This window comes from Halpernia humi, assembly GCF_900108025.1.
GTDB lineage: Bacteria > Bacteroidota > Bacteroidia > Flavobacteriales > Weeksellaceae > Halpernia > Halpernia humi.
The window spans coordinates 236053-259469 of sequence record NZ_FNUS01000004.1; the positions used below are offsets into that span (position 1 = coordinate 236053).

The 23417-nt window shown below is 32.6% G+C and carries 21 protein-coding genes; 12 read left to right on the forward strand and 9 right to left on the reverse strand.

What is annotated here, in order from left to right; genetic code table 11:
* Window positions 1–144: 144 nt before the first annotated feature.
* From C4S29_RS09725 to C4S29_RS09745, 5 genes are all read right to left on the reverse strand, one after another.
* Window positions 145–987: a mechanosensitive ion channel family protein gene (locus C4S29_RS09725; protein WP_103913888.1), complete on the reverse strand. Its 843-nt coding sequence runs from the start codon at window positions 985–987 to the stop codon at window positions 145–147.
* Between the two features lie 75 nt (window positions 988–1062).
* Window positions 1063–1650, reverse strand: coding sequence for an outer membrane beta-barrel protein (locus C4S29_RS09730; protein WP_103913889.1), 588 nt, complete (start codon window positions 1648–1650; stop codon window positions 1063–1065).
* A 101-nt stretch (window positions 1651–1751) separates the two neighbouring features.
* Window positions 1752–2270 (reverse strand): hypothetical protein, encoded by a 519-nt coding sequence (locus C4S29_RS09735; protein ID WP_103913946.1) that lies wholly within the window; start codon window positions 2268–2270, stop codon window positions 1752–1754.
* 82 nt (window positions 2271–2352) lie between these two features.
* A complete protein-coding gene (locus tag C4S29_RS09740; RefSeq protein WP_103913890.1) occupies window positions 2353–4575 on the reverse strand; it encodes a TonB-dependent siderophore receptor in 2223 nt (740 codons plus the stop codon).
* Window positions 4576–5245: 670 nt separating this feature from the next.
* Window positions 5246–7141, reverse strand: coding sequence for an ABC-F family ATP-binding cassette domain-containing protein (locus tag C4S29_RS09745; RefSeq protein ID WP_103913891.1), 1896 nt, complete (start codon window positions 7139–7141; stop codon window positions 5246–5248).
* 202 nt (window positions 7142–7343) lie between these two features.
* On the opposite strand from C4S29_RS09745, the gene C4S29_RS09750 reads away from it, so the two are divergent.
* The gene (locus C4S29_RS09750) at window positions 7344–8165 is read left to right on the forward strand and encodes an alpha/beta fold hydrolase (protein WP_103913892.1); all 822 of its coding nucleotides are present in this window, start codon (window positions 7344–7346) and stop codon (window positions 8163–8165) included.
* Here the strand turns inward: C4S29_RS09750 and C4S29_RS09755 are convergent, their stop codons facing one another.
* Together C4S29_RS09755 and C4S29_RS09760 are read right to left on the reverse strand one after the other, a co-directional pair.
* Complete coding sequence (locus C4S29_RS09755; protein ID WP_103913893.1) at window positions 8166–9029, reverse strand: glycoside hydrolase family 25 protein; 864 nt, start codon at window positions 9027–9029, stop codon at window positions 8166–8168.
* A gap of 58 nt (window positions 9030–9087) precedes the next feature.
* A complete protein-coding gene (locus C4S29_RS09760; RefSeq protein ID WP_103913894.1) occupies window positions 9088–9609 on the reverse strand; it encodes an SRPBCC family protein in 522 nt (173 codons plus the stop codon).
* A gap of 226 nt (window positions 9610–9835) precedes the next feature.
* Between C4S29_RS09760 and C4S29_RS09765 the strand changes: the two genes are divergently transcribed.
* The 3 genes from C4S29_RS09765 (at window position 9836) to C4S29_RS09775 (ending at window position 13249) form a co-directional block, all read left to right on the forward strand.
* A complete protein-coding gene (locus C4S29_RS09765; protein ID WP_103913895.1) occupies window positions 9836–10447 on the forward strand; it encodes a hypothetical protein in 612 nt (203 codons plus the stop codon).
* Window positions 10448–10459: 12 nt separating this feature from the next.
* Window positions 10460–12472: a M3 family metallopeptidase gene (locus C4S29_RS09770; protein ID WP_103913896.1), complete on the forward strand. Its 2013-nt coding sequence runs from the start codon at window positions 10460–10462 to the stop codon at window positions 12470–12472.
* A 123-nt stretch (window positions 12473–12595) separates the two neighbouring features.
* On the forward strand, window positions 12596–13249 hold the full coding sequence (locus C4S29_RS09775; RefSeq protein ID WP_103913897.1) for an SGNH/GDSL hydrolase family protein: 654 nt from the start codon (window positions 12596–12598) through the stop codon (window positions 13247–13249).
* 279 nt (window positions 13250–13528) lie between these two features.
* On the opposite strand, the gene C4S29_RS09780 is transcribed toward C4S29_RS09775, so the two are convergent.
* Both C4S29_RS09780 and C4S29_RS09785 read right to left on the reverse strand, forming a co-directional pair.
* A complete protein-coding gene (locus C4S29_RS09780) occupies window positions 13529–14656 on the reverse strand; it encodes an HNH endonuclease signature motif containing protein (protein WP_103913898.1) in 1128 nt (375 codons plus the stop codon).
* Window positions 14657–14796: 140 nt separating this feature from the next.
* Window positions 14797–15570 carry a TIR domain-containing protein gene (locus C4S29_RS09785; protein ID WP_103913899.1) on the reverse strand — a complete coding sequence of 258 codons (774 nt, stop codon included), beginning with the start codon at window positions 15568–15570 and terminating at the stop codon, window positions 14797–14799.
* A gap of 334 nt (window positions 15571–15904) precedes the next feature.
* Between C4S29_RS09785 and C4S29_RS09790 the strand changes: the two genes are divergently transcribed.
* The 8 genes from C4S29_RS09790 to tnpA all read left to right on the forward strand — a co-directional run bounded on the left by C4S29_RS09790 (window position 15905) and on the right by tnpA (window position 23343).
* Window positions 15905–16459: a LemA family protein gene (locus C4S29_RS09790; RefSeq protein ID WP_103913900.1), complete on the forward strand. Its 555-nt coding sequence runs from the start codon at window positions 15905–15907 to the stop codon at window positions 16457–16459.
* A gap of 88 nt (window positions 16460–16547) precedes the next feature.
* A complete protein-coding gene (locus C4S29_RS09795; protein WP_103913901.1) occupies window positions 16548–18446 on the forward strand; it encodes a DUF2207 domain-containing protein in 1899 nt (632 codons plus the stop codon).
* Between the two features lie 33 nt (window positions 18447–18479).
* Window positions 18480–19130, forward strand: coding sequence for a ComF family protein (locus C4S29_RS09800; protein WP_103913902.1), 651 nt, complete (start codon window positions 18480–18482; stop codon window positions 19128–19130).
* 260 nt (window positions 19131–19390) lie between these two features.
* Window positions 19391–20032: a DUF4290 domain-containing protein gene (locus C4S29_RS09805; RefSeq protein WP_103913903.1), complete on the forward strand. Its 642-nt coding sequence runs from the start codon at window positions 19391–19393 to the stop codon at window positions 20030–20032.
* Window positions 20032–21339, forward strand: a complete 1308-nt coding sequence (murA, locus tag C4S29_RS09810) for a UDP-N-acetylglucosamine 1-carboxyvinyltransferase (RefSeq protein WP_103913904.1) — start codon at window positions 20032–20034, stop codon at window positions 21337–21339. Before C4S29_RS09805 ends, murA begins: the two co-directional genes overlap by 1 nt.
* Window positions 21340–21536: 197 nt before the next feature.
* Window positions 21537–21983 (forward strand): 6-pyruvoyl trahydropterin synthase family protein, encoded by a 447-nt coding sequence (locus C4S29_RS09815; protein WP_103913905.1) that lies wholly within the window; start codon window positions 21537–21539, stop codon window positions 21981–21983.
* Between the two features lie 110 nt (window positions 21984–22093).
* Window positions 22094–22876, forward strand: a complete 783-nt coding sequence (locus C4S29_RS09820; protein ID WP_103913906.1) for a UDP-2,3-diacylglucosamine diphosphatase — start codon at window positions 22094–22096, stop codon at window positions 22874–22876.
* Between the two features lie 2 nt (window positions 22877–22878).
* Window positions 22879–23343, forward strand: coding sequence for an IS200/IS605 family transposase (tnpA, locus tag C4S29_RS09825; RefSeq protein ID WP_103913907.1), 465 nt, complete (start codon window positions 22879–22881; stop codon window positions 23341–23343).
* The last annotated feature ends 74 nt before the right edge of the window (window positions 23344–23417 follow it).

Below are 23417 nucleotides of genomic sequence, written 5' to 3' on the forward strand. Positions count from 1 at the left end.
TAAATATTGAAGTGTGGATTATAAATTGTTCCTTTAAAAAAAATGAAAAAACTGCATCGTTTTTCCCAATCCCAAAAGAAGCCGTGCAAAACATTAAAAATGACGTTGCTTTTTTGAAGATTATATAAAAAGTTACTTCATAAATTAGGATGGCAAAGAAGTCATATTTTGAAGTGGGTTTACCATAGAAACACCTTCATCGTCTAACCTTCTTTTTAGTTGAACGTAGGCTTCACTTCTTACTTTTAAGAAACTTTCGCCAGTGGCCATCCAAAACCTAACATCTATATAATATACCCCTAAACTTTGTTTTACTACAATTATTTGTGCTTCATCTGGCCTTTGTACACCTTCTAATTTAGTAAGTTCATCATGAAGCACTTCTTTTACTTTTGTAAGATTTTCTGTATTTGGAATTTCTAAACTTATATAAATTTTTCTAGCATCAGAAGCAGTGACATTCACAAATGGAGCGGTGAAAATCAATTGATTTGGAATAAAATATTTTCTTCCATCATCGGCTGTTACTTTAGTCGTTAGCAAACCAATTTCTAAAACAGTCCCAGAAACGCCATCAATAGTTACATAATCTCCCACTTGAAACGCTTTATCTGCACCCACTAGCATTCCAGAAAAAATACTGGAAACCAAATCCTTCAATGCAACACCAGCAACAACACCAGCAACTCCCAAACTACCTACTAATTTTAGCATAAAACTACCAAGCCCCATTACTTCTAAAGAAATAAAAGTACCCGCGAGTATAAATAGAAATTTAAAAAAACCCACTAAAGATTCTATAGTTTCGGTTTTTTTTGTTTTGGGAAATAATTTGTGAAAAGTTCGGAGAGCAACTTTGCTCAAAAATTTATTAAAGGCAAATATGACCAAGAATACTAAAATGCCGATCAAAAGCCGAGGCGTAAATTTTATAAAACTGTCCATCCACTTGCCAAATACCTCATCAATCGTTTGAAAATAATCCATATACAAAAAAATTTAAATAATAAAAAAACTGTAAATATAACATTTACAGCCATTAGAAACCCTGAATAGTTTCAATTATTCAGATTTCATATTACTTACCGCTTTTGAGGCAGGCAAAAAAATGTTTAAACCTAACCTAAACGCAATATTAGATGTTGTTCCTCTATTACCAAAACCTAGATTACCGTTCAGTTTTAAAGAAGCATCCAATCCAATATTTGGTGTTATAAAATAAGTATAACCAGGTCCGATTCCTAAATCTAAACCATTTGCAGAATCTCCACCGTCAGAAATGGTTGTTCCGCCAATTCCTGCATTTCCTTCTAAAAAGAATCTACCATGTTTTAATAAACTATCTACACCTTGCTCACCTGGAGATAGATAATATCTAGACAAAGCACCTACTCCGTAACTAAAAGTGGTTGGCGAACTTTTTGCTCCCGAAAACCCTAGCCTTACATAAGGCCCAACGGCCCAATTATCTTGTACAAAATAAGCGGCTTGAGGCGTAATTTGCACGTTATATCCTGCTCCTTCATTCAATCCAAAATTAGCCGCAGCCAATTCTCCACCTACCATCCAATTTCCTTTTTGTATTTGAGCATTGGTTGCTGTGAATAAACCTGCACCAATTATTGCGCAACTTAAAAATAACTTTTTCATAATATCTTTTTTTTTAAATGTTAAAATAGATTACAAAAGAGTCAAGTTTTATGCCACTTTTAAAAAAAAATTATTATAAAACATAAAAAAGCGAATTTATTTTACGAAAAATATAATAACAAAACACTTAATATTAATCCACCCAAAGTGTACAACATCCCTCTTTTAAATACTTTAGACTTCACATTAAACATCCAAAAACTAGAAATCACAAAAAACAATAATGATACAGCAAAAAATATATTTAGTGGCGCCAAACGTGATTTTGATTGGGCTTTATGTAAATTCGCCATCTGTTTCAGAAGATATGGCAAATCTTTTTTAGTATATTTTGCAACGCCAGTTTCCTTATTATAATTTCCATTTTTGAAATATATTGTATTTTTTATCACTTTATAAACTTCAAAATTTTTGATTTTTAACTCTTTTTCCAATTTCATTTCTGATAAATTTTTGCCCAATTTTTTTTCAATAGTAATTTCTTTTTTAAAAAAATCAGTATCTCTGAAGATTAATACTATACCACTGAAAGCATAAATCGCCATAATTCCTGCCATAAAGAACCCTAAATAACGGTGCGTAATTCTCATAAAACTTCTCGTGTCTTTTATTTTTGCCATAGTTTTTCGTTTTAAAGTTGAAAAAGCGGCAAGCGAAGTTGCCACTTTTAAAACTTATAATGAATGAATTTAATTAATGAATTTAAAGTTTATACGTCAAAGTAAGATAAAAATTTCTAGGTGCAATCGGGTTTACAGAATAATTTTCGTGCACAGTATAATTTATCACATCAAAAAGATTTCCCACTTTACCCATCACGCTGAATTTTTTAGACTCATAACCAAATGAAAGCGCAATTGTTGTATAATCTTTTACTGAAAATATTCTTGAAACTCCGTTTCTTTGGTCTAAACTATTATTTCCCGTTTTGGTGTCATTCCAACCCGCTAATCTGTCGCCGATAAAATAAACTGTTGCACCTGCTTTAAAACCTTTTAAATATTCTGTAAAAGTGTAAAATGCCGAAGCGTTAAAAGTAGTAGCCGGTGTTCTCACAATTCTTTGATTTTCAACAAACCCAAATTGATCTGGCGTATCTTTATAAACAGAATGGTTATAAGAAAAACCACCAATTAAAGATAAATTCTTGGTTGGATTACCCGTGATATCAATTTCAAAACCTTGGCTTTGCAATTTCCCCGCAAAATCTTTTATGCTAGAATCTGAGTTTGGATTTCCTTGTGCATTAAATTCTGCTGTTTGATAAAAATTTTGATTGATTATTTGATAAGCAGAAACATTTAAGGCCACAGCATTATTCCAGAAGTTTTTCTTTAACCCAATCTCATATTGGTCAATTATTGAAGGTTTTAGTGAATTTAAATAAATATCAGTTCCAGTATTTGCAGAGAAAGAATTGGTGTAAGTTCCATAAATCGTCATATTTTTATTGGGTGTAAAAATTAACCCAAACTTTGGCGAAAAAGCCCGATTTACATTTCCTGCACTTTGAGTTTCAATGTTTTTAACAAAATCTTTTTTCTCACTACTTTTATTTTCGATATAAGACCATCTTAATCCTGCTAAAATTTTAAATTTTGAAGTTAAACTAATGAAATCTTGCGCATAAACGCCAAATCTCTGTGTTGGGATTCTATTTCTACTAATTTTTTCCGCTTCTGGAATTGCGCCACTTGCCCAAGTTGAAGAATCATCTAAATAGATTGTTCCATTTGCTAAATTTCCGTTTGTACCATAACTTGTTGGATTATTATAAACGTAAGAATCGGCTTGTAAAAAATCTCCATCTGTTCCTATTAAAATTTGATGTTTAACTTTTCCAGTGTTAAAATTTCCATTGATATTAATTTGCGCAGATGTATAATTTTGTTCTGTGTAAGTCTTGTTTAATGGGCGATCCCAAGAAAGTCTATCATTTTCGTCATAAACCCATCTTACCCTTTCTGTGGAATAATAATCTTTAGTATAATTTTGATAAGAAAGCACCGAATTTAAACCCCAATTATCATTAAACTGATGATTTACAATTATATCAGAAGTGGCTTGTTGCACATTTTGATATTGCCAGTTTGCACCGACAAAAGAATTTCTTTTTAATAAATCATTTAGTTTGTAAGTGCCGTCTTTATTGGTAATACTTCCAATTCCAAAATCTGGGGTGAAATCATTTTTTAAATAATCACCTTCCAAAATTATTTGTGTATTTTCTCCAATATTAAAAACGAAAGACGGATTAAAATAATATTTTTTATTTTCTACCACGTCCCGAAAACTTTCAGCAGTTTCATAAGCACCATTCACACGGAAAGCAATTTTTTTAGAAAGTGGCCCATAAAAATCAACGGTTGGTCTATAAACGTTCCAACTTCCTGCGTTCAAAGAAATACTTCCTCCTTGCGTAAAGCGTGGTTTTTTAGTGATTAAATTTACAATTCCGCCGGCAGCCGTATTTCCATAAAGCATTGCGTTACTACCTTTTAAAACCTCTACTCTTTCTAAGCCAGAAACTTCAGGAAAAACGCCGCTGTTTATTCGTGCGCCATTTTTAAAAATATTATCATTCCCAAAATTAAAGCCACGACCACCAAAACTGTCTTGCGAATTTCCTCGGGAAGATGTAACATACAATCCATTTACATTTTGCAAAACATCACTCAATTGCTTAGATTGCTGCTGCTCGATAATTTCATGTGTGACGATAGAGATCGGTTGCGGCGTGTCCATAACGGATAATTGCGATTTTCCACTTTGTAAATTGGCTTTATTTGGATTTCCAGTTTTGTGAAGTTGCACGTCTTCAATTTCTTGAATTTTTAAGGTATCGATAATTGGTTTATAACTCAATTGGGCTTTTGCAAATCCGGAAATACAAAGTAAACCGAAGTAGAAAAATGTTTGTTTCATAAAATTATTTAGAATTATTATAAATAAAAAGCAAAAGTAAAATTTAATTATATCCGAACAAAGTTTATTTAGAACAATTAAAAATAAAAACCAATTTCAAATCCTATTTCATTGTTTTATAGCAATATAAGTCGATATGATTTTAATCATTATCACAAAATTGATAATAAAAAAACCTTGTCAAGGTTTTGAACCTTGACAAGGATAATTATAATCTAAGTTAAAAAACACGTGGGAAAATTTCATTTTCAATAATTTATGACAATTCAACATTTTAATTATAAGTTCTTTCTAAAAGCAAAAAAAAAACCTTGTCAAGGTTTTGAACCTTGACAAGGATAGTTTAGTGGGATTTTAAAGTTTGCTTTTCCTATTTTCTGTTTCTTTTCAGAACCTTGTCAAGGTTTTGAACCTTGACAAGGATAATTAAAATCTAAATTAAAAAACACGTGGGAAAATTTCATTTTCAATAATTTATGACAATTCAACATTTTAATTATAAGTTCTTTCTAAAAGCAAAAAAAAACCTTGTCAAGGTTTTGAACCTTGACAAGGATAGTTTAGTGGGATTTTAAAGTCTGTTTTTTCTATTTTCTGTTTCTTTTCAGAACCTTGTCAAGGTTTTGAACCTTGACAAGGATAATTAAAATTATTTCTGAAAATTAAAGAATTATTCCTGCAATTCTAACCAGCGCAATTCCATTTCATCTAAATTATCCGATATTTTTTGAATTTCTTCCGATATTTTTGCAATCACATCATAATCGCTTTCATTGTTTAAAGAATTTGCGAGTTCTTCACGTTTTTTTTCAAATTCTGGGATTTCTTTGTTTAATTTATCTAATTCAGATTTTTCTTTAAACGATAATTTCCGAGCCGCAACTTCCACTTCTTTTTTCACAATTACAGTTGGCTCTGCTTTTATTTCAACTTTCACTTCTTGGCTTTCGACTTTTGAATCTTGTTTTTTATCTTGTTTCTTTTCAAACTCTCTGTATTCCGTGAAATTCCCTGTGAAATCCTTGATTTTTCCATTTCCTTCAAAAGCCAAACAATGCTCTACAATTCTATCCATAAAATACCTGTCGTGAGAAACAATGATTAAAGTTCCTTGAAATTGCTGTAAGAAATTTTCTAAAACCGTTAAAGTTGGTAAATCCAAATCATTCGTCGGTTCATCAAAAATTAAAAAATTTGGGTTTTGATACAAAACATACATCAAATGCAAACGCCGTTTTTCTCCACCAGAAAGTTTAGAAATTGGCGAATATTGAGTTTGATCATCAAATAAAAATAATCTTAAAAACTGCGACGCAGAAATAGTTCTTCCATTAGCAATCGGGAAATTTTCAGAAATATCTTTAATAAAATCAATCACGCGTTGGTCTTCTTTGTACTTCAAACCTTTCTGTGAAAAATAACCAAATTTTATAGTTTCACCAGTTTCAATTTCGCCCGAATCATATTTTTCTAAACCTTGAATAATATTTAACAAAGTTGATTTTCCAGCGCCATTTTTACCGATAATTCCCACTTTTTCGCCACGTTGAAATTGATAAGAAAAATCTTTAAGCAAGACTTTATCACCAAAACTTTTAGAAATTTTATGCAATTCTAAAATCTTTTTACCCAAACGTTTCATTTCAAATTCCAGTTCTAGACTTTGTTTTCGTGTGTCCATTTTGGCAACTTTTTCCGTTTCGTAGAAATCGTCTTGCCGGCTTTTAGATTTTGTAGTTCGCGCTTTTGGTTGGCGTCGCATCCATTCCAATTCCTTTCTGTAAAGGTTGTTTGCTTTGTCAATGGTAGAATTCAAATTATCTTCCCGAATCATTTTATTTTCTAAATACGTTGCATAAGAACCATTATGAAAATAAAGATTTTGATCTTCCATTTCCCAAATAATATCACAAACTGCATCTAAAAAATATCTATCGTGTGTTACCAAAAGTAATGTTACGCGCGCTTTTCCAAGATAATTTTCCAGCCATTCTACCATATCTACATCGAGGTGATTGGTCGGTTCATCCATTATTAAAAGCGTGTGTTTGTGCTCTGCCCTGGTTTCTACCAACAATTTTGCGAGCGCGACACGTTTTATTTGTCCGCCAGAAAGTGTGTGCATTTTCGCCTCTAAATCTGTAATTTTTAATTGCGATAAAATGTTTGCCATTTCATTTTCCAAATCCCAAGCTTTGTGAATTTCCATTTCAGCCAAAGCATTTTCCATATCTTCTGGATTTTCAGAATGCAACGCAGAATGGTAATTTTTTAAAGCCATAATTGGCGCAGAACTCAAAGTCATCATAAATTGTTCGATGGAAAGTTCGCCTTCAAAATCAATTTCCTGATCAAATAAAACCACTTGAATGTCTTTATTAATAATCACATTTCCGCTGTCTGCAATTTCTTTTCCCATTAAAATTTTAAGCAAAGTCGATTTTCCGGTACCATTTTTCGCAACAATGGCAATTTTATCACCTTCATTGACGTTGAATGTAATATTTTTAAAAAGTGTTTTTACACCGTAAGATTTAGTGAGATTTTCTGCCGTTACGTAATTCATAAAATTCTGGAAAAAGGAGTGGTTTATTTGACGCGGCAAAAATACGAAATATAAAAGGGAGATTTTTATGATTTTTAAGTCACAAAAAAATTACGATTTGAAGTTAAAAAAAAGAAAATTTAACCTCACAAATTCATCAAAGAAAAAAAACACTAAATGATTTCTTTTAAAATTATTTTATTAATATTGTTATTCTTTCGAAATGAAAAACAGACTTTTATATTTTAAATCCATGAAAAAGATTACTTCAATTTTAATTTTAATATTTATTTTGAATTCTTGTGCAGAATCTGTAACAGAAAAAATAATGCGTAAAAGCGAAAATAATCCTGTTGGGAAGGTTCTTCATTTAAAAGACGCCGATATTTATTACGAAGTTTACGGCAAAGGAAAACCTCTTTTTCTGCTTCACGGAAATGGCGGAAGTATTGATGCTTTCACTAAAGAAATTCCAGAATTATCTAAACATTTCATGGTAATTGCAATGGACACAAGAGCGCAAGGAAAAAGCACAGATACTTCTACAGAGCCACTTTCTTACCGAAAATTTGCCGACGATGTAAAAGCACTTTCAGATTATTTGCACCTAAAAAAGATAAATATTTTTGGCTGGAGCGACGGCGGAAATACAGCGATAGAATTTGCCATAAAATACCCGAAAAATTTAAGAAAATTTATCACAAGTGGCGCGAATGTTTTTCCATTAGGCGTGGGAAAAGAGGAAGTAGAAAACATGAAAAAAGATTTGGCCCAAATGGTAGCAGAAAACAAACCTAAAAATGATATCAGACTGCTTCAACTAATGATTGACGAACCAAAAATCTCAAAAGAACAATTAAATAAAATAAAATCTAAAGCCTTAATAATTGCTGGTGATCACGATATTATTCTTCGTTCTCACACAGAATATATCGCCAAAGAAATCCCAAAAGCGACAATGAAAATTTACAAAAACGCCACACATTCTATCCCAATTGAGCATTCTGAAGAATTAAATAAAGATATTGAAGATTTTTTGAAATAATTAATCTAAAGTCAAACGCTTCAAACTCCAAAGTCCGCCATTGTAAACATTGATGTCCACTTTTGTATTAATTCCGTACACAATTCCGTTTTCAGAAAATTGCCAAAAATCCCAATTATTTTCTGGGTTTGGCGTGGGAACATCGTTATAATTGGCCAGCCAAAGCGGATAATCTTTAAAATCTTCCGCCAAAAAATCTTTGTAGAAATAATAATAAGTGTAAATAATCGGTTTTACGCCATATTTTTCCTCAATGATTTTGCACCAAACTTTTAGATCTTCTTTTAGTTTTTCGTTGGATTTACGCCGCGGAATTTTTTCGATATCCAAAACGGGCGGCAAATCTCCACTTTCTAATTGCACATTTTCAAGAAAATTATTGGCTTGCTTTACAGGATCTTCATCTGCGCGATAAAAATGATAAGCACCACGAATGAGTTTATTTTTTTTTGAAATTTCCCAAAATTCTTTAAAGTGTTTATCTGCATTTCGGTTTCCCATCGTAGCGCGCAAAAGCACAAATTGCAGCGGAATACTTTGGTTGGCAATGCTTAAACTATCCCACAAAATATCTTCTTTTCTTTGGTAATGAGACACATCAAAACCAAAAACTTTATCGGTATTGTCACCGATGATTTTTAAAATCCTTTGGGTTTCAAACGCATTATTGGTTAATTTTTTATGCTCAATTTTATTAAAATACATGGCAAAATAAAAACTAATTTTTTCTTTTAAATAATAACCAGTTCCCAATAAAATAAAAGCAAAAACGACCAACAAAATTTCTCGGCGAAACAAGAAACTTCTTTTCCGCTTTTTGTGAATTTTTCTGCGTGTTTTTCTTTGGTAAGTTCTTTTTGCCATTCCAAGTGCAAAACTAAACTTTTGATGCGAATATCAAAACAGCAAACAGCAACAAGAATTAATTTTCAGATAATTTTTTTAAAGAATTTAACCCTTCAGAATATGATTTTTCCATGTGTCCATCCATAAATAATTTCATAATATTCATAGGATATTCCATTTCCGTATCCATATCCCAAGTTACTTTGGTAGCGTTTCCCTCTGTTGTAAACGTTAAGTTTGATGTTGCTTCTCCTTCATAAGGACGAATAAATTTCATTTCTGTTTTCATTTTTTTCATTGGTGAAATTTCCAAAATCGTCTGCTTTCCATAGCCTGCATCATCGTTTTTGCTATCCCAAAAATAGCCATCTCCTACTTCGCCAGCATTGCCAAAATATTCCATTTTCATTGCCGGATCTATCTTTAACCAAGGATTCCATTGGTTGAAAGATTTCATAGAATTGGCATTATTCCATACTTTTTCTATCGGTGCATTTATCACAATAGATTGTTCGTAGTGGTATTTTTTTCCAATTACAAACATTGCAATTACTAAAACAGTAATAATTGCGACTAAAATTTTTAGAAACTTTTTCATATTTATGTTTTGTTTTTAATGTTGAAATATTTTTGGCGTGTTCTCAAATTAATTTACGCTCAATTTTTTATTTCCACTGAAATCGATGCTTTTTTAATACTTTTCAAAAATATTAGTGGCGATTTCTATGTATTTGTTCAATTTTCTATACTCAAATATAATTAAAATTGATTAAATGAAAATTCTTTATGATGAAGTGTAATTCTTACATTTGAAAAAAATATTAATGAAACGAAAATTAATTTATCTTACAATTTACTTAGGTTTTTTTGCAACTTTTTCCGCACAAAAAACCAATCCCATTATTTTCGCTGATTTTGGTATCGGAATTGGAAATGATATGACCGCAAAAGGTGGTTTTCTTTTTTATTCAAGTTTAAACTACGAGAAAAATAAAAATTTGATCACTGTAAGATATTCGCAACTGAATGAACTTGGTTTTGATGTGGTTCCGGTTGCTTTCATTGTTTTTCCGCTTGTCACAAATGATGTTAATGCAAAAGAAATTGCCATAATGTACGGCAGAAGATATACCAAAGAAAATTTTTCATTCAGTTTTTCAGGTGGAATTTCTACTAATATTTACGAACAAAATTTAAAAACCGAAGATGGAAATTATTTTAAACAAAATACAAATTACCTTGGTTTGCCTTTAGAGTTTTCTATAAAATGGTTTAAAAGAGAGAAAAGTCCGTATAGAATTTATGGCTTAATTCCAGTCGGAAAACCAACTTCGCTCGGAAATAGCATAGGTTTTAAACTCATCGGAAATATTTCGCAACACAGTTACATTGGCCTCGGATTAGATTTTGGAATTGGTTATCATAAAGAATATTGATAAATTTGTAAGATGAAAAATCTACTTTTAAAAAAATTCCAGACACCATACGAAACTGCACCTTTTAACGAAATAAAACCCGAAGATTTCGCCCCCGCTTTTAAACAATTAATCGAAGAAAGTTTAGCCGAAATTGACGAAATAGTTTCAAATTCTGACGCACCGACTTTTGAAAATGTGATTGAAACTTTGGCTTTTTCAGGCGAGCAATTAGATCGTGTTTCGAATATTTTCTTTAATCTAAATTCTGCCGAAACCAACGACGAAATACAAAAAATTGCGCAAGAAGTTTCACCTTTATTAACAGAATTTTCTTCTAAAATTTCACAAAACGAAGCACTTTTTAATAAAATAAAAACCGTTTATAATCAAAAAAATGAAAATTTAGACGAAGAACAAAAAATGCTTTTAGAAGAAACCTACAAAGGTTTTGTGAGAAGCGGCGCAAATTTGAATGAAGATGACAAGAAAAAATTAGAAAAAATAAACATAGAATTATCTTCAAAAACTTTAAAATTTGGCGAAAATGTTTTGGCTTCTACCAATCAATATTTTAAACATATTACAGATATTTCAGATTTAGACGGAATTCCAGAAAGTGTGTTAGAACAATATGCGTATGATGCAAAAGACAAAGAATTAGACGGTTACGTGGTTACGCTGCAATATCCAAGTTATGTTCCTTTTATGACTTACGCCAAAAACCGAGAATTGCGCAAAGAAATCAGTCTTGCAAACGGCAAAAAATCTTTTGCAAATGATGAATTTGATAATCAAAATTTAATAAAAGATATTCTTAAATTAAAACAGGAAAAAGCAAAACTTCTCGGCTACAAATCTTATGCATATTACGTTTTAGAAGAAAGAATGGCAAAATCGCCTGAAAAAGTTTTGGCATTTTTAGATGAACTTTTAACGAAAGCAAAACCTTTTGCGCAGAAAGAAATTGAAGAATTAAAAATTTTAGCCGCAAAAGATGGCATTGAAGATTTGCAATCTTACGATCATTCTTATTACGCAGAAAAATTGCGCAAAGCAAAATACGATCTAAATGACGAAGAATTAAAACCTTATTTTCAACTAGAAAATGTGCAAGCCGCCGTTTTTAATTTAGCGGAAAAATTATTTGGATTAACTTTTAAAGAAGTGACAGATGTGCAAAAATACCATCCAGAAGTGAAAACTTACGAAGTTCTAGAAAATGATGATTATAAAGCCATTTTGTACGCCGATTATTTCCCAAGAAAAGGCAAAAGAGCCGGCGCTTGGATGACGAGTTACAGAAGTCAATATCAAAAAAATGGTGAAAATATTCGGCCGCACATTTCTGTAGTTTGCAATTTTTCTAAACCGACTTCTGATACGCCAAGTTTATTGACTTTCAATGAAGTAACAACATTATTTCACGAATTTGGACACGCCATTCACGGCATTTTGGCGAATACAAAATATCCAAATTTATCCGGAACTTCCGTGAAATGGGATTTTGTGGAATTACCGTCTCAATTTTTAGAAAATTTCTGCTACGAACCAGAATTTTTGAAAACTTTTGCAAAACATTATAAAACCGGCGAAGTTTTATCTGACGAAAAAATTGAAAAAATTTCTTTGTCCAAAAACTTTATGGAAGGTTACCAAACTTTAAGACAACTGGGTTTTGGGAAACTCGATATGGCGTATCATAAAACTTTAGAACCGATTGAAGATGTGAAAGCCTTTGAAGATTTGCAAACCAAAGAAACACAACTTTATCCGATGAACAGGGAAACCGCGATGAGTCCGAGTTTTTCACATATTTTCCAAGGTGGTTATTCTGCGGGATATTATTCTTACAAATGGGCGGAAGTTTTGGATGCAGACGCGTTTCAATATTTTAAAGAAAACGGTTTGTTTAATAAAGAAATTGCCGAGAAATATAAAGTTTTATTGTCTTCCGGCGGCACAAAAGATCCGATGGAATTGTTTAAAAATTTTCGTGGAAGTGAGCCGAAAGTGGAAAGTTTGCTGAAGCGGGCGTTTGGCTAAAAGAGATTTTGAAAAAAAGAGTTGGGAATTTTTCTCTCTCAAATTTGCCAAGACTTTTCACTTAACTGCGAGATGCCGCAGATTTGCTCATCTACATATTTTAGTCGTCAAAAAAAATCAACAATGAAAAAGTTACTTTTATCTTTATTTACAATTTTATCTTTGCCCATGTTTGCACAAAATAGTTTTGCTAATTATGAAAAATATGAAGCAGAAAATCTGGCTTTAAAAAATAAAACAATCCATTTTTTATTTTTGGGCGATTCCATCACAGAATTTTGGAAGCTAAAAGACCCTGATTTTTTCAGTAAAAATAATTATGTCAATCGCGGAATTTCTGGGCAAACAACTTCTCAAATGGTTTTGAGGTTTCAGCAGGATGTGATTAATTTAAAACCAAAAAATCTCATTATTCTAGCCGGAACAAATGATATCGCAGAAAATACAGGGCCAATTTCTAATGAAAATATTTTAGATAATATAAAATCTATGGTAGAAATTGCAAAATGCAATCACATCAAAGTCACGCTTTGTTCAGTACTTCCGGCTTATGATTTTAATTGGAAAAAAGGCCTAAATCCCGCACCAAAAATATTGGCTTTGAATTCTCTGCTAAAGAAATATGCGCAAGAACACAATCTGAATTATGTAGATTATCATTCCGAAATGAAAGATGATAGAAATGGTTTAGACCCAATTTATACGGAAGACGAAGTGCATCCAAATGCAAAAGGATATCAAAAAATGGAAGAAATTTTACGACCATTTTTGAAATAAATTGAACGGATTTTTGAACGCTGCCGCACGATTGCATCGTATGGCTTTTGAGATTTGGCTTTTAAGATTTTTGATTTATATTATGACCACACGAAAGGATTCGTGCGGCAGCGGTGGAATATTGCATTTTGCTGGCGCGAGCGTCACGCTCGTCTCCAACTATTTATAATGATATTTTAGCGTTTGTTCTTTATTTCAGCACGAGCGTGACGCTCGCGCCAGCGGAGGAGGTTCTATAAATTTTACGAACACGGATTGCAAATTCGCGTTATGCAGTTTTTATTCGTATTGGCTATAATCAATGTCTCGATAATGTATATCGGGTGTTCTCTGCTTGCTTTTGTTAGGGATTCCAAATGCGTATGGTCTTATGTCAATCAAAAGGGTTTTTTCACCATCCTTTTCAATTTCTTGAATGTCAATAATTTTTCCATAAACCAAATATACTGGTCTTCTTCCTATTCTCCACGATGCTGTTGACGAAGTAATATACATTGGATCAACTTTCCATTCAACAAAAAATGGTTTTCTTCTTATGTGAATCAATGTTGGAGTTGAGTTTTCGTCAATTATCTTTTCTTTATATGTTCTTCCATATACACCTCCTGAATAAAAGCAATATTTTCCAACGATGCCTTTTTTTATTTCTGAAATTTTCAACAAATCATCTAAATCGTAAAGTGTTATTTTTGAGAGAGTAAACAGCAACATTTCGTAATAGTGCTGAATAAGCATAGTTGATCCATACATTGCAAAAAACTTAAGTGGCGTATTTTTGTTCAGATTATACTTTTCATAAAGTTCTGGATTGATGTTCCCAGTTTTTAAAATCAGATTATTATCAAGAAGTCTATCTGTATAAACAGTAATAGGGATTTCACTATTTATTTGTAAAGCAAGTTCTAAAACTCTATTTACGTTTATGTAATCCAGATCGTTCACATCGCCATCAAGTGCAAGTCTTTTTATAGAATTACTTTCAACTTCTTTTTCCCATTTTGTTTTTGCTCGTATAATATTTTTTGGTGTAATTTTATTCGCCAAAGCCTCTCCTTCCCTATGTGCAAGTTCATGGTCATTTGGGCATAGAACAGCGAGGTTTTCGTAAGAATTATCTTGACTTTTATTATAGTGTTCTATATGATGAATTATATATGCGTCACTTTTATGTCCTTTACAAATACAACAAGTGAAAGCACTTCGTTCTAATAATTCTTGAATAATATCTTCATCAATTGGATGACGAGAAATACTTCTTTTTAAAATCGTTGCTTGATAATCATTGAGATTATATTTATCAACAAGATTTCTTTTAGATGTATTTTTTATAGTGCTTATATTTAGATTTTTTGATTCTGCAATAGTTGCTAAATCATTGTCAATTCCATATTTGATAAGGTTGTTCATTTATTTTTGTAGTACTATGATTTATTTGCGGCTGAGTGATATATAATGCTTACTTGTACTTCTAACAATTTATACTTTGAAAAAACAGTTAAATTTAAGATTTCGACGCGCTGTTATAAAAATCAATGATAGTCCTGTTCTTATATCACTAAATTCATATCAATTGAATAACCACTGTTTCGTAATTCTTTAGATAAAATTAATTTCCAATCATCATCTGTTGAAATATATACAACTCCCGAAATATCATTAGGTTTTTCAACGTTTCCTTTAACTAAGGCACACACATTTTTTCTTCCAATTTTACCTATTAGAAAACCGTGTTCAAATATGACATTTTGTCTTGCTCTCGGATTTAATTTCTTTGGTTCACCCTTTATTGCGCCAACATCACAAGGAGTATAAAGTACAACTCCAAATCCAACATTAGAATTATCTTCTATTTTTTCAATTATGGTTTTTCCTGAACTTGCTTGCTCGTGTAATATTATTGGAGTTAAATTTAATTTCTCAATAAACCTTGCAACCTCAGTCTTTAGCAATGCATCATGTCCATGCACTATGAAAACTTTACTTAAGTCCAAGTCAGGTGTAACAATCTGTTTCTTCAATTCACCTGTTTTAGGAAGTATTCTTAAGCATGCTGTTAGTGAACTTATTATGATATCTTTTTGTTTCTCTACTTCTTCTGTATAATTTCCATCAAGGTTATTCCTTTCGAATCTCTCAAAGATTCTCCAAGGCGCGCTTTCATGCCCATAATTAGATAATATAAAATCTTCACATTCTGCAATCCACGCTTGAAACTCTGGGTTAGGTCTCGAAAAATAGCCTAGACCATTAGCATAATACCTATTATTTTCAAATGTATGACTTTTAGATTCATCAATAAGTTGCTTGATTTTTTCTTTCATTAGTAATCTGCAAATTCGTTTTAAAAAATATGGTTAATTCATCCTTTGTTTTTCATCACAATTCTTTTGTTTTATTTAATTGCTAATATAATTAATATTCTCTAAAATTTTAATCTTTTGAAAAATAGAAAATTCCGAAATTCTAGCCCCGATTGAAATGGAAATCCTTTTTCTTTGCGATAGCAAGAAAAAGATTGTAATGGAAAGCGGGACCAATCCTCGAAGAAACGAAACCGTCTTGCTCCTAATTTTTAAAAAAATCCAATAGATTGCTTCGCTTTGCAAGCAATGACATGATTAAAATTTCAGTATATTTACTTCAAATATTAAAACTATGATAATTCTTTTGGTAATTCTCGCATTGGCCGTGATCTTCGTTCTTTACGGCGTTTCTATTTATAATAGATTGGTGAAACTTCGCACGATGGTGCAGGAAGCGTGGAGCAGTATGGACGTGATGCTGAAAAAACGCTACGACCTGATCCCGAATCTGGTGGAAACCGTAAAAGGTTACGCCGCACACGAAAGCGGCACTTTTGAAAGCGTGACGCGCGCCAGAACTCAGGCGATGAACGCGAACACGGTGGAAGAAAAACAGGCGGCAGAAAAAAATCTGGGACAGGCAATGGTGAATTTAAACGCGGTTGCAGAGCAATATCCGGATCTGAAAGCGAACACGAATTTCCTTCAATTGCAAGGTGAATTGACGAATCTGGAATCTGATATTGAAAAATCCAGAAGGTATTACAACGGCACCGTTCGTGAAAATAATATTTTGGTGGATACGTTCCCTAGTAATTTTATCGCGAACATGTATAAATTTACAAAATCGCCTTTCTTTGAACTGGAAAATACGGCAGAACGCGCCGTTCCATCTGTAAAATTTTAGGTTTTTGAAATCGCCGTAATAAGTTTGTATAATTCCTATGAACTTGGGCAATTGCAATTGACCTTTGAAAAAAATTAAATAACTTCATATGAAAAGATTTCTGGGGTTTCTCTTCGTTTGCTTTTGGGCATTTTCTTTTGCGCAACAGGATTCATTAAATACTGAAGAAAGGATTATTTCTTTTCATTCTGATATTGTGGTAAATGCAAAAGGCGGCATTCAGGTTTCTGAACATATTAAAGTTTATGCGACCGGAAATACGATACGGCGCGGGATTTTTAGAACGCTTCCGGAAACCAGAAATTTGAATAATAAAACGCAGAAAGTCCGCTATACCGATATTTCTGTAACTAAAAATGGCGAACCGGAAGATTATCATACAGAAACGAGTAACGGAAATTTGGTGATTTATGTCGGTAAAAAAGATGTTTTTTTAACGCCCGATGTTTATGATTATGTCATCAATTATTCCACAAAAAATCAAATCGGATTTTTTCCTAAATACGATGAATTTTATTGGAACGTCAATGGACTGAACTGGGATTTCACAACTGAAAATATTTCCGCAGATATTAAGTTACCACAAGGCGCAAAAATTCTTCAAAACTCCTGCTACACCGGAAAGTATGGCGAAAAAGGCGACGATTGTACTTTTCAAAAAATTTCGGATAATGAAATCTCTTTTTCCGCAAAAAACTTTACTTATAATGAAGGTTTAACGGTTGCCGTGGGTTTTCAAAAAGGTATTATTCTTCCGCCACCACCGCCGACTTTTTTAGAAAAATATGGCATTTTAATCACAGCAACTTTATTTTTAATCGGTCTGTTTTTGTATTTTTTCAGATCCTGGGACAAATACGGCAGAGATCCTGAAACACCGACGGTTTATCCGCAGTTTAGTCCGCCAAATGATTTGTCGCCTGCTTCTTTTGGGTATTTAAAAAAAGAAAGATTTGATAATAGTTTTGTGACAGCCGGCGTGGTAAATTTAGCCATAAAAGGTTTTCTAAAAATTACCGAAAATGAAGACGGCGGTGTTTTTGGACTTTTTAAACAAAAAAAATACACGCTCACAAAAATTAAGGAAAGTGAGGAAAGTTTGCCCGCAGAAGAACAGCAAATTTTGGAAAAATTATTTAGAGAAAGCGATGTCGTTACTTTAGATAACACTTATGACAGCAATATCGAAAAGATGGTAAAATCTGTGAGTGCAAGTCTTTCTTTCGCGCACGATGCTTTTATTAACAAGGGAAATAATCAGAATAAGTTGATTCTTCCGGCACTTGCGGTTTTGGCTTTTTATGGTTTGGGTTTAATGGTCAGCTATTTTCTCGATCCAGATTCTGGTAAGGTGGTTTTAGGTGGCGTTATTTTCGTGGTTTTAATGGTGGTATTTTTCATCGTTCAGTTTTTTGGGAAATTTAAATTTTCCTTTAAACTGTTTTGGTTTGTGCCGTTTGCTTTCTTTTTTCTTTCCGGTTTGGGTTTAAAAGTGGGTTTGACTTCTTTAGATGATCAGAATTTTAATTATTGCTACATCTTTTTGATGGTCGCTTTTTCGGGTTTAATTATTTACAGTTATCTCATCCGCCAGCCAACAGTGGAAAAATTAACGCAGAAATCCTTGATCGACGGTTTTGAAATGTATTTAAGCGCTGCAGAAAATGAGGTGATGAAATTTCACAATCCACCACAAATGACACCCGAAATTTTTGAAAAATATCTGCCTTTTGCAATGGTTTTAGGCGTGGATGATATTTGGGGCAAAAAATTTGAAAGCATGCTACAATCGATGAATACGCCGTATCAAAATAATTGGTACATCGGAGGAAGTTTTCAGAATATGGCTTTTGCAAATTCTTTTAGCAGCAGTATGACGAATTCTTTAAGCAGCGCAGCAACGCCTCCTTCAAGTTCGGGAAGTGGTTCCGGCGGCGGCGGATTTTCCGGCGGCGGTGGTGGCGGCGGCGGCGGCGGCGGTTGGTAGAAAATTAAAACTAAATTTAATAATAGTTCTGCTTTGTTTTTAGATTTTTTCTTTCCAGACAGATGTTTAGGTTGCAACAACATTATCGCAGCAAATATTTTTGTTTGTGAAATTTGTAAAAATCAAATCGATTTTTGTAATAATAAATTTGAAGATGAAAATGTCTTGAAAGAGCAATGCAAAACTATTTTCCCCATTGAAAACGCTTTCGCATTAATGAGGTTTCAGAAAGAAGGGCTTTCACGAGAGTTAATTCATAATTTAAAATATAATAAAAGGAAAAATTTAGGAAAATTATTCGCCAAATGGACGATTGAAAGGCTAAGTTTTGATAAAAAACCAGATTTGCTGATTTCCGTTCCGCTTCATCCAAAAAAAGAAAAAGAGCGCGGTTACAACCAACTACATCTTTTTACGGAAACAATATCAGAATTTTACAACATTCCTTTCGACCATCAAATTATTAAAAGAAATTACTATGCAAAAGCGCAGGCTTTAAAAGATAAAGAAAACCGTGAAAAATCAGCCGATTTATTTTCTCTTCAAAAACCAATTTCTGGCAAACACGTTTTGATAATTGATGACGTTTTTACCACTGGAAATACAATGAGCGCGATGGCTTGGGAAATTTTAAAGAATAAAAATAATAAAGTGAGCGTTTTGGTGATGGAGCAAGATTATTAAATCGCTAGAACTAAAAAATGTTAAAAATATTTTTTAACCACAAACTTGTCTGCGGATAGGCAGGAGGAATAAAAGCGAAATGAGCAATTTTGAATTCTAAAGTGTAAGAAGGCGAAATGTCTATCACTATTATTTTGCAAGATTTTGGATTATTTAGAAAATCAGATTTTCTTTTGCTTCTTTTGTGATAATTTCTTTTGTGATATACTAAACAATTTTAATTAAAAAAATCTACAACCTAAATTACTATATTTGCACTTATGGAATACAATACGGAACGATCGCACTTAAATATGCCAGAATATGGCAGAATTGTGCAGGCTTTGGTCGAACGCTGCAAAATACTCGAGACAAAAGAAGAGCGAAATGAAATGGCAGTGGCGATAGTAGATTTTATGGGACAAAGAAACCCACAACTTCGCGACGAAGAAAATTATAAACACAAACTTTGGGATCACCTTTTTATTTTGGCAGGTTACGATTTAGATGTAGATTCTCCTTACAAAATTACGACTCAAGAAGAATTGCAGAGCAAACCAAAACCAATGGAATACCCCAAATTGCAAGGCGATTTTAAATTTTATGGTAAAAGCATTTTGCAGTTAATTGAAAAAGCAATTGAGTTAGAGGCAGGCGAAGAAAAAGAAGCATTGATAGAGGTTATTGCAAATAATATGAAAAAATCCTACAATGTTTATAACAAAGAACACGTGCACGACGATGTTATTTTTCGCCATTTAAAAGAACTTTCAGAAAACAGATTAGATCTTACAAACATTGAAAGTTTAGATAAAAGTAAAATTTATTACGCTACCAATAAAAACAATAAAAATAGCCGATATAACAATAACAACAATCAAAATAAGCGAAGAAATTTTAAATCTAAAAATAATAGAAACTAATGAGTGGAGCCTTCCAAATAAGAGGTGGGAAACAATTGCACGGCGAAATTACGCCTCAAGGTGCAAAAAATGAAGCCTTACAAATTCTTTGCGCAGTTTTATTAACGGATGAAGAAGTTAGAATTACCAATATTCCAGATATTCAAGACGTAAATCGTTTAATAGAAATTCTTGGAGATTTCGGTGTTAAAGTAACTAAAAATGGTCACGGTGATTTTACTTTTAAAGCAGATGAAATTAATTTTGACTACATAAAATCAAAAGAATTTAAAAAAGATGGCGCAAGACTTCGCGGCTCAATAATGCTATTGGGTCCTATGTTAGCAAGATTTGGCGAAGCCTACATGCCAACACCGGGTGGTGATAAAATTGGCAGACGCCGATTAGATACGCATTTCCAAGGTTTTGTAGAATTAGGTGCCGAATTTCATTATGATGAAAACGAATATTTTTACACTTTAAAAGCAAAAGAACTTCGTGGAAAATTTATTTTGCTCGAAGAAGCATCTGTCACAGGAACGGCAAACATTGTGATGGCAGCAGTTTTAGCGAAAGGAAAAACAAGAATTTACAACGCCGCTTGCGAACCCTATTTGCAGCAACTCTGCAAAATGCTCAATAGAATGGGCGCGCAAATTTCGGGCATCGGTTCTAATTTATTAACAATTGAAGGCGTAACACATTTGCACGGAACAACACACAAAATGCTTCCAGATATGGTAGAAATCGGCTCTTGGATTGGCCTTGCAGCGATGACAAAATCTGATATTGTGATAAAAAATGTTCACTATAACGAACTTGGCGTTATTCCAAATACATTCAGAAAACTTGGAATTACTTTAGAAAAAAGCGGTGAAGATATTCATGTCCCGGCGCAAGAGCATTATAAAATTCAAAAATTTATTGACGGTTCTATTTTAACCATTTCAGATGCGCCATGGCCAGGTTTTACGCCAGATTTATTGTCTATAATTTTGGTCGTTGCAACCCAAGCGAAAGGAACACTCTTAGTTCATCAGAAGATGTTTGAATCGCGCTTATTTTTCGTCGATCGCTTAATAGATATGGGCGCACAAATTATTTTATGCGATCCGCATCGCGCCACAGTTGTTGGTTTAAACCACGAATCGCCTTTGCGCGGAACTTCTATGGTTTCACCTGATATTCGTGCAGGAAACGCTTTGCTTATTGCGGCACTTTCTGCAGAAGGAAAATCCACAATTCATAACATAGAACAAATCGACCGCGGTTATGAAAATATCGACGGCCGTTTAAAAGCACTTGGTGCAGATATTATTAGAATTTAATATTTTAATTAAATTTATCTAAAAATCTTTCCTTTGTTGAAAGATTTTTTTTTGATTTTTGTAATTATTTTCAATAATTACATTGATAGCAAAAAACCATTGCGAAAACCATTGCGAGCATTGCGTGGCAATAATTCAGTTTTGCGTGAAAACTCCACAAATCTTTCCGTGAACAATTTTTCCTTTATCTTTGCAAAATGATACGAATCACAAAAATTTTCACTTTCGAAACCGCCCATATTCTCTATGGTTATGACGGGAAATGCAAAAATATGCACGGCCATTCTTACAAACTTTTCGTCACTGTAAAAGGAAATCCTATCAATGATTTAGATCATTCTAAAAACGGAATGGTGATGGATTTTGGGGATTTAAAAAAAATTGTCAATTCTCAAATCGTTAATGAATGGGATCATGCAGTGATGCTAAATGCCAATTCTCCACACAAAGGATTGGGACAAAATTTAGAAAAGGAAGGACATAAAGTAATTTATTGCGATTTTCAACCGACTTGTGAAAACATGCTTTATGAAATTGCAAAAAAAATTAAAAATAAATTGCCTTTAGAAATTCAATTGGCTTATTTAAAGTTGCACGAAACTGAAAATTCTTTCGGCGAGTGGTTTGCAGAAGATCAGGTTTAATTTGAAAATTTGTAAATGAGATAATTTTTAAATTAAACAATTTATAAATATTAAAGCCATTTGAAACAATTTCAAACCACTTAAAACGATTCTAAATACGTAATAAGTCAATGACAAAAATCCATTTACAAAAAAATAAAAAAATATATTTCGCCTCTGATCAACATTTTGGTGCGCCAAATCCTGCGAGCAGCAAAATCCGAGAAAATAAATTTATTTCTTGGCTAGATGAAATTAAAAATGATGCACAAGTTTTGTTTTTAATGGGCGATTTATTTGATTTTTGGCACGAATGGAAACACGTTATTCCCAAAGGTTTTGTGCGCGTTTTAGGAAAATTAGCCGAAATAAAAGACGCCGGAATCGAGATTTATTTTTTTGTAGGAAATCACGATTTATGGATGAAAGATTATTTGGAACAAGAAATTGGTGCCACAATCTTTTTCGAAAAACAATATTTCGAAATCAACGAAAAAAACTTTCTTTTGGCGCATGGCGATGGACTTGGACCTGGTGATAAAGGTTATAAAAGAATGAAAAAAGTTTTCACAAATCCTTTTGCGCAATGGATTTTTCGGTGGTTGCATCCAGATATTGCGATGAAAATTGCGATTTATCTTTCCACTAAAAACAAAATGATTTCTGGCGATGAAGACAAAGCGTTTTTAGGCGAAGACAAAGAATTTTTAATTCTTTATTCAAAAGAAAAACTCAAAACTGAAAAAATTGATTTCTTTATTTACGGGCATCGTCATCTTCCAATGGTTCTTGATTTAGATACTTCGACTTCGCTCAGCACGACAAAAGCCAAATACATCAATCTCGGCGACTGGATTTCTTATTTTACGTATGGTAAATTTGATGGCGAGAGTTTTGAACTAAAAAGTTATTAATAATGGCTTCCGGTACTTATTCGCAAATTTATATTCAACTGATTTTCGTGGTTAAAAACCGGGAAAATCTTTTAAATAAAGAATGGCGAGAAGAAGTTTTCAAATATATGAGCGGAATTGTCACGGCAAAAGGACAAAAAAGTATTATCATAAATGGTGTAGAAGATCATGTTCATCTCTTTATTGGTTTAAAACCAAGTATGAAACTTTCCGATTTGGTAAGAGACATTAAAAACAACACTACCAATTTCATAAACGAAAAGAAATTTTTGAAAACTAAATTTTCATGGCAACTTGGTTTTGCTGCATTTTCCTATTCACAATCGCATATTGATAATGTTTATCAATACATTTTGAAACAGGAAGAACATCATAAAAAGAAAAGTTTTAAAAGCGAATATATTCAACTTTTAGAAAAATTTAATATTGATTTTAAAGAAGAATATTTGTTTGATTTCCTAGAATAATTTCACTGCTTCGCAGTTTTTTTAATGTAGTTTATGATTATTACAAAAATGACACTGCTTCGCAGTTCTGGTTA

Excerpts from the sequence above, each read along its gene's own strand:
- C4S29_RS09750 (WP_103913892.1), top strand. The coding sequence starts at position 7,344 with ATGAAAAACAGACTTTTATATTTTAAATCCATGAAAAAGATTACTTCA.
- murA (WP_103913904.1), top strand. The coding sequence starts at position 20,032 with ATGAGTGGAGCCTTCCAAATAAGAGGTGGGAAACAATTGCACGGCGAA.
- C4S29_RS09785 (WP_103913899.1), bottom strand. The coding sequence starts at position 15,570 with ATGAAAGAAAAAATCAAGCAACTTATTGATGAATCTAAAAGTCATACA.
- C4S29_RS09775 (WP_103913897.1), top strand. The coding sequence starts at position 12,596 with ATGAAAAAGTTACTTTTATCTTTATTTACAATTTTATCTTTGCCCATG.
- C4S29_RS09815 (WP_103913905.1), top strand. The coding sequence starts at position 21,537 with ATGATACGAATCACAAAAATTTTCACTTTCGAAACCGCCCATATTCTC.
- C4S29_RS09745 (WP_103913891.1), bottom strand. The coding sequence starts at position 7,141 with ATGAATTACGTAACGGCAGAAAATCTCACTAAATCTTACGGTGTAAAA.
- tnpA (WP_103913907.1), top strand. The coding sequence starts at position 22,879 with ATGGCTTCCGGTACTTATTCGCAAATTTATATTCAACTGATTTTCGTG.
- C4S29_RS09805 (WP_103913903.1), top strand. The coding sequence starts at position 19,391 with ATGGAATACAATACGGAACGATCGCACTTAAATATGCCAGAATATGGC.
- C4S29_RS09740 (WP_103913890.1), bottom strand. The coding sequence starts at position 4,575 with ATGAAACAAACATTTTTCTACTTCGGTTTACTTTGTATTTCCGGATTT.
- C4S29_RS09795 (WP_103913901.1), top strand. The coding sequence starts at position 16,548 with ATGAAAAGATTTCTGGGGTTTCTCTTCGTTTGCTTTTGGGCATTTTCT.
- C4S29_RS09735 (WP_103913946.1), bottom strand. The coding sequence starts at position 2,270 with ATGGCAAAAATAAAAGACACGAGAAGTTTTATGAGAATTACGCACCGT.
- C4S29_RS09760 (WP_103913894.1), bottom strand. The coding sequence starts at position 9,609 with ATGAAAAAGTTTCTAAAAATTTTAGTCGCAATTATTACTGTTTTAGTA.
- C4S29_RS09790 (WP_103913900.1), top strand. The coding sequence starts at position 15,905 with ATGATAATTCTTTTGGTAATTCTCGCATTGGCCGTGATCTTCGTTCTT.
- C4S29_RS09725 (WP_103913888.1), bottom strand. The coding sequence starts at position 987 with ATGGATTATTTTCAAACGATTGATGAGGTATTTGGCAAGTGGATGGAC.
- C4S29_RS09780 (WP_103913898.1), bottom strand. The coding sequence starts at position 14,656 with ATGAACAACCTTATCAAATATGGAATTGACAATGATTTAGCAACTATT.
- C4S29_RS09730 (WP_103913889.1), bottom strand. The coding sequence starts at position 1,650 with ATGAAAAAGTTATTTTTAAGTTGCGCAATAATTGGTGCAGGTTTATTC.
- C4S29_RS09755 (WP_103913893.1), bottom strand. The coding sequence starts at position 9,029 with ATGGCAAAAAGAACTTACCAAAGAAAAACACGCAGAAAAATTCACAAA.
- C4S29_RS09765 (WP_103913895.1), top strand. The coding sequence starts at position 9,836 with ATGAAACGAAAATTAATTTATCTTACAATTTACTTAGGTTTTTTTGCA.
- C4S29_RS09820 (WP_103913906.1), top strand. The coding sequence starts at position 22,094 with ATGACAAAAATCCATTTACAAAAAAATAAAAAAATATATTTCGCCTCT.
- C4S29_RS09770 (WP_103913896.1), top strand. The coding sequence starts at position 10,460 with ATGAAAAATCTACTTTTAAAAAAATTCCAGACACCATACGAAACTGCA.